Source organism: Sphingomonas zeicaulis (assembly GCF_050433225.1).
GTDB lineage: Bacteria > Pseudomonadota > Alphaproteobacteria > Sphingomonadales > Sphingomonadaceae > Sphingomonas_D > Sphingomonas_D zeicaulis.
Window position 1 is genome coordinate 264,403 of the sequence record NZ_JBNPXQ010000008.1, and the last position, 12,008, is coordinate 276,410.

Annotated in this window: 10 protein-coding genes; all 10 read left to right on the forward strand. The window is 67.8% G+C overall.

The annotated features are described in order from the left end of the window. The first annotated feature begins 2 nt into the window (after positions 1 to 2). The 10 genes from mraY (at position 3) to ftsZ (ending at position 11,931) form a co-directional block, all read left to right on the forward strand. Positions 3 to 1,073 (forward strand): phospho-N-acetylmuramoyl-pentapeptide-transferase, encoded by a 1,071-nt coding sequence (mraY, locus tag FHS96_RS23330; RefSeq protein WP_429597850.1) that lies wholly within the window; start codon positions 3 to 5, stop codon positions 1,071 to 1,073. Next, positions 1,070 to 2,491, forward strand: coding sequence for a UDP-N-acetylmuramoyl-L-alanine--D-glutamate ligase (gene murD, locus FHS96_RS23335; RefSeq protein ID WP_429597675.1), 1,422 nt, complete (start codon positions 1,070 to 1,072; stop codon positions 2,489 to 2,491). The genes mraY and murD overlap by 4 nt, the downstream gene beginning before the upstream one ends. Continuing rightward, entirely contained in the window at positions 2,488 to 3,726 is a 1,239-nt protein-coding gene (locus FHS96_RS23340; RefSeq protein ID WP_429597678.1) for an FtsW/RodA/SpoVE family cell cycle protein, read from the forward strand. Before murD ends, FHS96_RS23340 begins: the two co-directional genes overlap by 4 nt. Next, the gene (gene murG / locus FHS96_RS23345) at positions 3,723 to 4,865 is read left to right on the forward strand and encodes an undecaprenyldiphospho-muramoylpentapeptide beta-N-acetylglucosaminyltransferase (protein WP_429597680.1); all 1,143 of its coding nucleotides are present in this window, start codon (positions 3,723 to 3,725) and stop codon (positions 4,863 to 4,865) included. The genes FHS96_RS23340 and murG overlap by 4 nt, the downstream gene beginning before the upstream one ends. Beyond that, a complete protein-coding gene (murC, locus tag FHS96_RS23350; protein WP_429597683.1) occupies positions 4,862 to 6,280 on the forward strand; it encodes a UDP-N-acetylmuramate--L-alanine ligase in 1,419 nt (472 codons plus the stop codon). The genes murG and murC overlap by 4 nt, the downstream gene beginning before the upstream one ends. Further along, a complete protein-coding gene (gene murB, locus FHS96_RS23355) occupies positions 6,280 to 7,176 on the forward strand; it encodes a UDP-N-acetylmuramate dehydrogenase (protein ID WP_429597686.1) in 897 nt (298 codons plus the stop codon). Before murC ends, murB begins: the two co-directional genes overlap by 1 nt. Further along, positions 7,143 to 8,111 carry a D-alanine--D-alanine ligase gene (locus FHS96_RS23360; protein ID WP_429597689.1) on the forward strand — a complete coding sequence of 323 codons (969 nt, stop codon included), beginning with the start codon at positions 7,143 to 7,145 and terminating at the stop codon, positions 8,109 to 8,111. The genes murB and FHS96_RS23360 overlap by 34 nt, the downstream gene beginning before the upstream one ends. After that, positions 8,108 to 9,070 (forward strand): cell division protein FtsQ/DivIB, encoded by a 963-nt coding sequence (locus FHS96_RS23365; protein ID WP_429597691.1) that lies wholly within the window; start codon positions 8,108 to 8,110, stop codon positions 9,068 to 9,070. Before FHS96_RS23360 ends, FHS96_RS23365 begins: the two co-directional genes overlap by 4 nt. Beyond that, positions 9,070 to 10,329 (forward strand): cell division protein FtsA, encoded by a 1,260-nt coding sequence (gene ftsA / locus FHS96_RS23370; RefSeq protein WP_429597694.1) that lies wholly within the window; start codon positions 9,070 to 9,072, stop codon positions 10,327 to 10,329. Before FHS96_RS23365 ends, ftsA begins: the two co-directional genes overlap by 1 nt. Before the next feature lie 108 nt (positions 10,330 to 10,437). After that, positions 10,438 to 11,931, forward strand: a complete 1,494-nt coding sequence (gene ftsZ / locus FHS96_RS23375) for a cell division protein FtsZ (RefSeq protein WP_429597697.1) — start codon at positions 10,438 to 10,440, stop codon at positions 11,929 to 11,931. The last annotated feature ends 77 nt before the right edge of the window (positions 11,932 to 12,008 follow it).

Sequence of the window (12,008 nt, forward strand, 5' to 3'; positions counted from 1 at the left end):
ACATGCTCTATCTGATCGCCGAACATCTGGGCTTTCCGGGTGTCCTCAATCTGATCCGTTATCTGAGCTTCCGCACCGGGGGCGCGGTGGCGACCGCGCTGCTGATCGGCCTGATCATCGGGCCGAAGTTCATTGGCTGGCTTCGGTTGCGCCAGGGCAAGGGCCAGCCGATCCGCGAGGATGGCCCGCAGACCCATCTCGCCAAGCGCGGCACGCCCACGATGGGCGGCCTGATGATCCTGACCGCGCTCAGCATCTCGGTGCTGCTGTGGATGGACCTGTCGAACAGCTTCACCTGGGTATGCCTGTTCGTCACGCTGGCGTTCGGCTCGATCGGCTTCCTCGACGATTATGACAAGGTCACCAAAGCGAGCCACAAGGGTCTTTCCAGCCGCATCCGGCTGCTGCTGGAATTCGCGGTGGCGGGCTTCGCGAGCTGGCTGGTGATCCGCCAGATCGGCACCGAACTCTATCTGCCGTTCATGACCGGCGTGTCGATAGACCTCGGCTGGTTCTACATCGCCTTCGCGGCGTTCACGATCGTCGCCTTCGGCAATGCCGTGAACCTGACGGACGGGCTCGACGGGCTGGCGACGATGCCGGTGATCATTGCCTCGGTGGCGTTCCTGATCATCGTCTATCTCGTCGGCAACGTCCGCTTCGCCGCCTATCTCGGCATTCCGCACGTGCCGGGCGCGGGCGACCTCGCGATCTTCTGCGGCGCGATCATCGGCGCGGGGCTCGCCTTCCTCTGGTTCAATGCGCCCCCGGCCGCGGTGTTCATGGGCGATACCGGCAGCCTCGCGCTGGGCGGCGCGCTGGGCGCGATCGCCGTCACCTCGCACCATGAGATCGTGCTCGGCATCATCGGTGGCCTCTTCGTGGTTGAGGCGATGTCGGTGATCATCCAGGTCTTCTATTACAAGCGCACCGGCAAGCGCATCTTCCTGATGGCGCCGATCCACCACCATTTCGAGAAGATGGGCTGGGCCGAGCCCACCGTTGTGATCCGCTTCTGGATCATCGCGCTGATCCTGGCGCTGGCCGGCCTCTCGACGCTCAAGATCCGGTGATCACCAGCCCCGCCTTTCGCGGCAGACGCTATGCGGTTCTCGGGCTGGCCCGTTCGGGCCTCGCCACCGTGCGCGCGCTGCTGGAAAGCGGGGCAGAGGTGGTGGCGTGGGATAGCCGTGCCGAGGCGCGGCAGGCGGTGCTTCCTTCTCCCTCTCCCCTCGGGGGAGAGGGTCGGGGTGAGGGGCAGTCGCGCTTAGCCTCTGAGCCTGCCGGCAGCACCCTCGCCCTGTCATCGCTGCGCGATGACGGTCCTCCCCCCCGGAGGGGGGAGGGTTCTTTGCTGACTCTCGCCGACCCGCTCACCATCGATCTCACCGGCTTCGATGGCGTCGTTGTCTCGCCCGGCGTGCCGATCAACCGCCATCCGATTGCCGCGAAGGCGCGCGACGCCGGTGTGCCGCTGATCGGCGATATCGAGCTGTTCGCGCAGGCGCGCGCCGCGCTGCCGCCGCATCGCGTGGTCGGCATCACCGGCACCAACGGCAAGTCGACGACCACGGCGTTGATCCACCATATCTGCCAGACCGCCGGCCTGCCGACCTTGATGGGCGGTAATATCGGCCTGCCGATCCTCTCGCGCGATCCGCTGCAGCCGAACGCCAAGGGCAGCGGCGTCTACGTGCTCGAACTGTCGAGCTATCAGATCGATCTCACTGCCAGCCTCGATTGCGACGTGGCGGTGCTGCTCAACATCACCCCCGATCATCTCGATCGCTATCTCGACTTCGCCGCCTATGCGGCTTCCAAGGCGCGGCTGTTCCAGCTGCAGTCCAAAGCGAGCGTGGCGGTGATCGCGGTGGAGGATGACCCGAGCCGTGCGATCGCATCCCATGTCAACCACCGGCTGGTCCGCGTCGCCTCCACCGAGATCACCGATCAGTCGCGCTGGCCCAGCCTGCAGGGGCCGCACAACGCGCAGAATGCTGCCGCCGCGATCGCGGTTGCGCGCGCGCTCGACATCGCCGATGCGGTGATCGAGGAGGCGCTGGAGACCTATCCCGGCCTGCCGCACCGCATGGAGCGGGTGGCGGAGCGGGACGGCGTGCTGTTCGTCAATGACAGCAAGGCGACCAACCCCACCTCGACCGCGCCGGCGCTCGCCGCTTATCCCGCGGTACACTGGATCCTCGGCGGCCAGGCCAAGACCGACGAGCTTGACGCCTGCGCGCCGTGGTTCGGCCACGTCCGTGCCGCCTATACGATCGGTGAGGCCGGGCCGCTGTTCCAGAAGCTCCTCGGCCCGCACATGAAGGTCGAGGATTGCGAGATGCTGTGCGAGGCGGTGAAGCGCGCGGCGGCAGCGGCTGCACCGGGGGAAACGGTGCTGCTGAGCCCGGCGTGCGCCTCGTTCGACCAGTTCAGGGATTATGAAGCGCGCGGCGATGCCTTCCGCGCAGCAGTGGGGGCGCTGAAATGAGCACGACATCGGCACCCGGCCGCAAGATCACCGCCAAGCGCATCGGTGCTGCCGCGCGCACGATCGGCGGACGCGGCGACAGCACGCCGATCGGCGCCTGGTTCTGGGAGATCGACCGCGTTCTGCTGACGATGGCGCTCGTCCTCATCGTCATGGGGCTGATCGCGGTCGCCTGCGCCTCGCCGGCGGCGGCGCAGCGTTATTCGGGCGGCGGCATCAGCTATGCGCCGCTGCACTATTTCTGGCGCCAGCTGATCTGGGTGGTGCTGAGCCTGCCGGTGCTGGTCGGCGTTTCGATGATGTCCAAGAATGCCGCGCGGCGCTTCTCGCTCATCGGCGCGGGCGTGTTCACCTTCCTGCTCGCGATCGTGCCGCTGATCGGCAGCGAGGTGAACGGCGCCGTGCGCTGGATCGGCCTGGGTTTCGCGCAGTTCCAGCCGTCCGAATTCCTGAAGCCTCTGTTCGTCGTCTCGATGGCATGGCTGCTCTCGCTCAAGGCGAAGGATCCCAGCCTGCCGGTGGCGCCGCTCAGCGGCCTCGCGACAGGCGCTGTCGCCGTTGCGCTGATGCATCAGCCCGATCTCGGCCAGACCATCGTCTTCATGGTGATGTGGTTCGCGCTGCTGATGATCTCCGGCGTCTCGGGCCGCGCGCTCGGGCTGCTCGTCGGTTCCGGCATCGGCGGGCTTGTCGCCGCCTATTTCTTCTATCCGGTCGCGACGTTGCGCATCAACGGCTGGCTCGGCATCGGCGCCGATGCCGGGCAGGCGGTCGATACCTACCAGACCGACATGGCCTATGCGACGCTGACCGCGGGCGGCTTCTTCGGCACCGGCCCCGGCGGCGGCACGATGAAGTTCAAGCTGCCCGAGGCGCATACCGACTATATCTTCTCGGTGATTGGCGAGGAATTCGGCCTGATCGCCTGCCTTGCCATCGCGCTCGTCTTCCTGGCGCTGGTCGTGCGCGTGTTCGTGAAGCTTCTGGATGAGGAGGATCCGTTCACCGTTCTCGCCGCCGCCGGCCTGACGGTGCAGTTCGGCGCGCAGGCGCTGATCAACATCGCGGTCAATGTCCAGCTCGCCCCCTCGAAGGGCATGACCTTGCCGTTCATCTCCTATGGCGGCTCGTCGATGCTCGCCCTGTCGATGGGCTTCGGATTGCTGCTTGCATTCACCCGGCGAAATCCCTTTCTGACCCGCTCTCCCTATGTCGTGAAATGGAGCGGACGATGACCGCCTCTCGCCACTATGTCCTTGCCGCCGGCGGCACCGGCGGCCATATGGTGCCGGCGCATGCGCTGGGCGCCGAACTGATCGCGCGCGGCCACAGCATTGCCCTCATCACCGACGAGCGCGGCGCGCGTATTCCCGGCCTGTTCGAGGGCATGGAAGCCCATGTCATGCCCGCCGGCCGCATCGCCGGCGGCCCCCTCGGATGGCTGCGCGCCGGCCGCTCGATCCTGGCGGGTCGCGCGATGGCGCGCGGGCTAAACCGCCAGGTGCGGCCCAGCGCCGTCATCGGCTTCGGCGGCTATCCCGCGCTGCCCGCGCTGCTCGCCGCGCTGAAGGATGGCGTGCCGGCGATGGTGCATGAGCAGAACGCGATCCTCGGCCGCGTCAACCGGCTGCTCGCCGGCCGCGTCGACATCATCGCCACCGCCTATCCCGATGTGCAGCGGCTGAAGCCGGCATACGCCGGCAAGGTCCGCCTCGTCGGCAATCCCGTGCGCCAGGAAGTGCTGGCGCTGCGCGACGAGCCCTTTCCGGCGCTGACCGAGGATGGCGAGTTCCGTGTGCTGGTGACCGGCGGCAGCCAGGGCGCCACCATTCTCTCGACCGTGGTGCCCGATGGCCTCGGCCTGCTGCCGCTGCAGCTTCGCCGTAACCTCAAGGTCGTGCAGCAGTGCCGCCCGGAGGATATCGAGGATGTCCGCCGTCGCTACGCCGAACTCGGCATCGATGCCGAACTGGCGACCTATATGCAGGACATGCCCGATCGGCTGCGCTGGTCGCAGCTCGTGATCGCCCGCGCAGGCGCTTCGACCATCGCCGAACTGACCGTTGCCGGCCGCCCCGCGATCCTGATCCCGCTGCCCTCGGCCATGGACGATCACCAGACCGCCAATGTCGTCGAGATCGTCGATGCCGGCGGCGCGCGGTCGATCGTGCAGAGCGTCTTCACCCCCGTGGAACTCGCCAAGCAGATCCAGAAGCTGGCCGGCGAACCCGGTGCGCTTGCCGAGGCTGCCGCCAGGATGCGCGCATGCGGCCGCCCCGATGCGGCGTCGGCGCTGGCCGATGTCGTAGAATCCCATGGCGCCACAGCTTATGAAACGGCGTCTGCCGGCGCGCGCGGGAGCGTGTACGCATGAAAGGCTTCGCAACCGACATCGGCACGATCCACTTCATCGGCATCGGCGGCATCGGCATGTCCGGCATCGCCGAAGTGATGCACAATATGGGATACGACGTTCAGGGCAGCGACGTCGCCGAATCCTACGTGGTCGAGGGACTGCGCACCCGCGGCATCCGCGTGTTCATCGGCCATGAGGCGGAGAATGTGGAAGGGGCGGCGGTGATCGTCACTTCCACTGCGATCAAGCGTGGCAACCCGGAAGTCGAACGCGCCTATCAGCGTCGCATCCCGGTTGTACGCCGCGCGGAGATGCTCGCCGAACTGATGCGGCTGAAGTCGACCGTCGCCGTCGCCGGCACCCATGGCAAGACAACGACGACCTCGATGATCGCCGCCCTGCTCGATGCCGGCGGCGTCGATCCGACAGTGATCAACGGCGGTATCATCAACAGCTACGGCTCCAACGCGCGCCTGGGCGACAGCGATTGGATGGTGGTGGAGGCCGACGAGAGCGACGGCAGCTTCCTGCGGCTGGACGGCACCGTCTCGGTCGTCACCAACATCGATCCCGAGCATCTCGACCATTATGGCGGGTTCGACGCGGTGAAGGATGCGTTCGTCCAGTTCGTCGAGAATGTGCCCTTCTACGGCGCGGCTTTGCTGTGCCTCGACCATCCCGAGGTGCAGGCGATCCTGCCGCGCGTGCGCGACCGCCGCATCGTGACCTACGGCTTTTCGGCCCAAGCAGACGTGCGCGGCGAGCATGTGACGCCGGTGCCCGGCGGCAATCGCTTCGACGCGGTGATCCGCCAGCGCGACGGATCGGTGCGCACCATCGCCGACATCATGCTGCCGATGCCGGGCCGCCACAACGTCCAGAACGCGCTCGCAGCGATCGGCGTCGCGCTCGAACTGGGCATCGGGGATGCGACGATCGTCGAGGGTTTCTCCCGCTTCGGCGGAGTCAAGCGCCGCTTCACCAAGGTGGGCGAGATCGATGGCGCGATCGTGATCGACGATTATGGCCATCACCCGGTCGAGATCCGCGCGGTGCTCGCGGCGGCGCGCGAAGGGGCGCAGAACCGCGTGATCGCGGTGGCGCAGCCACATCGGTTCACCCGCCTCGAAAGCCTGATGGACGAGTTCGCGCAGGCCTTCAACGACGCCGATATCGTCTATATCAGCCCGGTCTACGCTGCGGGCGAGGCGCCGATCGAAGGCGTCGACGCCGAGGCGCTGGTCGGTGGCATCCAGTTGCGCGGCCATCGCGCCGCGGCGACCATCGCGAGCGCGGATGCGCTCGCTGCCGAACTGGCGCAGGTGGCGGAACCGGGCGACCTGATCGTCTGCCTGGGCGCGGGGGACATCACCAAGTGGGCCGCGGGCCTCGCCGATGCGATCCGCGCCGCGCGGGCGGAGGTGCCAGCCTGATGGCGGCGCTCGCCCTTCCTCCCTTGTCCGGCAGCGTCGAGGCCGGTGGCAGCCTTGCCGACTTCATCTGGTTCCGCACCGGCGGGCCGGCCGAGTGGCTGGTGCGCCCCAGCGACACCGCCGATCTCGCCGCCTTCATGGCCGCCTTGCCGCCGGCGGTGCCGGTGCTGCCGGTTGGTGTCGGTTCCAATCTGATCGTGCGCGATGGCGGCGTGCCGGGCGTGGTCGTGCGCCTGCCCAAGAGCTTCGCCAAGGTGAGCGTGGAGCCGGGCCATCGCGTGCGCGCGGGCGGCGCGGCGATGGGCATCACGGTGGCATCGGCGGCGCGCGATGCGGGCATCGCCGGTCTCGAATTCCTTCGTGGCATTCCCGGCACCGTCGGCGGTGCGGTGCGGATGAACGCCGGCGCCTATGGCCGCGACACCAGCGACATTTTGATCGAGGCGACCCTCGTGCTGCGCGACGGCAGCGTCGAAACCTGGCCGGCGGCCAAGCTCGGCTACACTTATCGCCACTCCGCCTTGCCCGAAGGGGCCGTGGTGGTGCAGGCGCTGTTCGCCGGCACGCCGGGCGATCCTGCGACGATCGGCGCGGAGATGGATCGCATCGCCGCCGAGCGCGAGGCCAGCCAGCCGCTGCGCAGCCGCACCGGCGGCTCGACCTTCAAGAATCCGGACGGCCACAAGGCGTGGGCGCTGATCGACGCCGCCGGCTGCCGCGGCCTGACCCGCGGCGACGCCCAGGTGTCCGAGAAGCATTGCAACTTCCTGCTCAACCTCGGCACCGCGACCTCCGCCGATATCGAGGCGCTGGGCGAGGAGGTGCGTGAACGGGTGAAGGCGCAGTCGGGTATCGAGCTGGAATGGGAAATCCAGCGCATTGGGGTGAAGGCGTGAGCACTATATTGCACATCGCGGTTTTGATGGGCGGCTGGTCGTCCGAGCGCGAGGTGTCGCTGATGAGCGGCAATGGCGTCGCGGATGCGCTGGAAAGCCGCGGACACCGCGTCACCCGCATCGACATGGGGCATGACGTCGCCGAAAAGCTCGCCGCGGCGGCGCCCGACGTCGTGTTCAACGCGCTGCACGGAACGCCCGGCGAGGACGGCACGATTCAGGGCCTGCTCGACCTGATGGGGCTGACCTATACCCATTCCGGGCTCGCCACCTCGGTGATCGCGATCGACAAGCAGCTTACCAAGATGGTGCTGGCGCCGCATGGTGTCCGCATGCCCGGCGGCCATGTCGTGAAATCCGAAAGCCTCTATCTCGGCGATCCGCTGCCGCGCCCCTATGTGCTGAAACCGATCAACGAAGGCTCGTCGGTGGGCGTCGCGATCGTGACGGCGGGCGGCAATTATGGCGATCCGATCGGCCGCGACACGGCGGGGCCGTGGACCGAGTTCGACAGCCTGCTCGCCGAGCCCTTCATCCGCGGTCGCGAATTGACCACCGCGGTGCTCGGCGATCGTGCGCTGGCGGTGACCGAGTTGAAGCCCAAGAGCGGCTTCTACGACTACGATTCCAAATATACCGACGGGCTGACCGAGCATGTCTGCCCGGCGAACATCCCGGAGGAGATCGCCGCGGCCTGCCTGGAAATGGCGCTGAAGGCGCATCGCGTGCTGGGTTGCAAGGGCACAAGCCGCTCGGATTTCCGCTGGGATGACGAGCGCGGGGTGGACGGGCTCTACCTGCTGGAGGTCAACACCCAGCCGGGCATGACGCCGCTCAGCCTGGTGCCCGAACAGGGCCGGTTCATCGGCATGGACTATGCGTCACTGTGCGAGGTGATCGTGCGGGAAGCGCTGGCGGGCAGGGGGGAAGCATGAGCGCACGGGCGGTCAAGCGGAAGGGGCCAGCCCCCAAGCGGCGCGGCGGGCAGAGCCGTCCGTCGATGCTGTCGCGCGCCGCGGCGGCGCTGCCGATCTCTTCGACCACGCTTGATCGCATGCTCAACGGCACGCTGGTGCTGCTGGCAGGCGGCGTCGCGCTGGTCGGCATCAGTTTCCTGGGGCTGCCGGCGATGGCCTATACCGAGGCGGCCGAGGCCGTGGGCCGCGCCGGTTTCGAGGTCAAGCGCGTCAAGGTGACCGGCATCGACAAGATGGACCGGCTGACCGTCTACGCGATCGCGCTCGACCAGCATTCGATGGCAATGCCGCTGGTCGATCTGGAAAAGATCCGCGCCCAGTTGATGACCTATGGCTGGATCGCCGACGCCCGCGTCTCGCGACGGCTGCCCGATACGCTGCTGGTCGACATCGTCGAGCGCAAGCCGGTGGCGGTGTGGCAGAACAATCAGGAACTGAGCCTGATCGACAGCGACGGCGTGGTGCTGGAACAGATCGCGGCCAACGCGGTCCCCAACCTGCCGATGCTGATCGGCCCCGATGCCAACCGCCAGACCGGCCGCCTCGCGAGCCTGATCGAGGCCGCCCCGGCGCTGCGCCCGACCATCGCCGGCGCAAGCTGGGTGGGCCATCGCCGCTGGGACATGCGCTTTCGCTCGGGCGAGACGCTGGCACTGCCGGAGGGGGACGAGGCTGCCGCCAAGGCGCTGGTGACCTTTGCGCGGATGGAGGGCGTCGAGCATCTGCTCGGTCGCGGCTTCACCCGCTTCGATATGCGGGATCCAACCCGCTTCGTCGTGCGCGTGCCGGAAGGTGTGCGCAAGGCGGCTGCGGCGGAAGCCGCGGCACGGGCAGCCGCCCAAGGCGGCGCCCCGGAAACGGAGGATGAGAAGGCGCGCCGCGAGGCGGAAACCGCTGCGTTGAAGGGAGACGCGTGATGGCATTGCCGAAAGGGGAACTGATCACCGCTGTCGATATCGGCAGCTGGAAGGTCTCCGCGCTGATCGCGGAGCGCAGCGAAAGCGGCGACCTGCAGGTGCTGGGCACCGGCCAGCGCGAGAGCCGCGGCGTCAAGCGCGGCTATGTGGCGGATATGCGCGCGACCGAACTCGCGGTGCGTGAGGCGGTGGAGCAGGCCGAACGCATCGCCGGCGTCAGCATCGAGGATGTCTGGGTCAGCTTCTCCGCAGGCGGGCTGATCAGCGACATCGTCTCGGTCGAGGTCGAGATGGGCGGACACCGCATCGAGCAGCCGGACATCGACGAGCTGCTGGCGGCGGGCAAGAGCTCGATCGATCCCGAAGGCCGCATGATCCTGCACGCGCAGCCCGCACTCTACACGCTCGACGGCCTCACCGGCGTGAAGGATGCGCTCGGCCTCCATGCCGATCGCCTCGGCGTCGACATCCACGTCGTCGCTGCGGACGGTTCGCCGGTGCGCAACCTGGGGCTATGCGTCGCCAGCGCGCATCTCGCGGTCAAGTCGATCATCGCCTCGCCGGTCGCAACCGGTATGGCCTGCCTGTCGGCCGAAGAGCGCGAACTGGGCGTTGCGCTGGTCGAGATGGGCGCCGGCGTTACCAACATCTCGCTGTTCTGCGGCGGCATGCTCGTCGGCCTCACCTCGCTGCCCTATGGCGCAGCGGATATCACCGACGATCTCGCCTCCGCCTTCGGCACCAGCCGCGCGCAGGCCGAGCGGCTGAAATGCTTCTACGGTTCCGCCACTGCCAGTCCGCGCGACAATCATGACATGATCGAGGTGACCCCGATCAGCTCCGAACAGGATGGGAGCGAAGGCATCCGCATCACCCGTGCCCAACTGATCGGCGTAATCCGCCAGCGGCTGGAGCATCTGGTAGGAGAGATCGGGAAGGCGCTGAAGGACATGGGCTTCGGCGGCCCGGTCGGCCGGCAGGTGGTGCTCACCGGCGGCGGCGCAGAGCTGAAGGGCATCGCCGACTATGCGCAGGGCGTGCTCGGCCGTTCGGTGCGGATCGGGCGGCCGCGTGGCCTCGCGGCAATCCCGGATGCCCACAGCGGCCCTGCCTTCGCGACGCTCGCGGGGCTCGTGCACTATGCGGCGACCAACCCGGTCGATCTGCGCGCGATCCAGCCCGCCCATCAGATGGTCCATCGCAACACTTCAACTGCTTGGGTTCACAAGCTTATTTCTGCGTTCAAGACGGGTTATTAGGAAAATGCGCTCACCCGTTAACTTTTATATCGATTTGGCGACTCGCTTGATTCATAAGAATCGAGGGGGGAGCCTGCCGTGCCGGCTCCACCGAGGGGAGATTGTCCAGTGAGTATCGAGTTCATTCCTCCGCAGGTTGACGAACTGCGGCCGCGCATCACCGTCATCGGTGTCGGCGGGGCCGGCGGAAACGCCATTGCGAACATGATCGCGGCGCAGGTCCAGGGCGTCGATTTCGTGGTCGCAAACACCGACGCGCAGGCGCTCAACGCCAGCCCGGCGGAGCGTCGCATCCAGCTCGGTCTCCGGATCACCCAGGGCCTGGGCGCCGGCTCGCGTCCCGAAATCGGCCGTGCCGCGGCCGAAGAGACGCTTGAGCAGGTCGATCGCGCGCTCGACGGCGCGCACATGTGCTTCATCGCCGCCGGCATGGGCGGCGGCACCGGCACCGGCGCGGCGCCGGTGATCGCCAAGGCGGCGCGGGACAAGGGCATCCTGACCGTCGGCGTCGTCACCAAGCCGTTCAGCTTCGAAGGCTCGCGTCGTTCGCGCGCCGCGGAATCCGGCATCGCCGAGCTGCAGAAGCACGTCGACACGCTGATCGTCATTCCCAACCAGAACCTCTTCCTGATCGCCAACGCGAACACGACCTTCAAGGAAGCGTTCCAGATGGCAGACGAGGTGCTGCAGCAGGGCGTGCGCGGCATCACCGACCTGATGGTCATGCCCGGCCTGATCAACCTCGACTTCGCCGACGTGCGGTCGGTGATGGGTGAGATGGGCAAGGCGATGATGGGCACCGGCGAGGCCGATGGCGACAACCGCGCCATCCTGGCCGCCGAGAAGGCGATCGCCAACCCGCTGCTCGACGGCGTGTCGATGAAGGGCGCCAAGGGCGTCATCATCTCGATCACCGGCGGCGACGACATGCGCCTGCTGGAGGTCGACGAGGCCGCAAACCATATCCGCGAGCTGGTCGATCCGGACGCGAACATCATCTGGGGTTCGGCGTTCAACAACGATCTCGATGGCAAAATCCGCGTGTCCGTGGTCGCCACCGGCATCGAGGCGGAAGCGGTGGTCGCGCCCGAACCGGCGCGCGTCCTGTCCTTCCCGGGCGGTCGCAAGGAAGATGCGCCGGCCGCGGCGGCTCCGGCTCCGGCCGCGCCGCAGCGCTTCGACGCGCCCTCGTTCGTGCCGCGCCAGCAGGGCTCGGCCGCTCCGGCGCCCGCGCCCCGCGCCGAGCTGGTGCTCGATACGCCGGAACCGGTGACCCAGCCCGCGCCGTCGCGCCCGGTGCTGCGCTTCGAGGATGATGCGGTCGCCGGCCAGCCGGTGCCCGAGGAACTGACTCTCGACACCCCCGCCGACCCGAGCGAGCTGCTGCTCGACCAGGGGGAGATCCAGCCGCCGCCGGCCCGTCCGGCGACCGGCGAGGCGGACGCCGGCGGCCGTGGCCGCCCGGCACCGCGCATCGGCAATGGCGGCGGTACGCTGTTCGAACGGATGTCGAATATCACCCGCGGCACCGCCAAGACCCCGGGCAGCGAAGAGGGCACGCCGGATATCCCGCGTTTTCTCAACCGCCAGAACAACCAGTAAGCGACTTCGTCCCCTCCCGCTTGCGGGAGGGGCCAAGGGAGGGCATGTGTTCCCGGCACATGCCTGACACGCCCTCC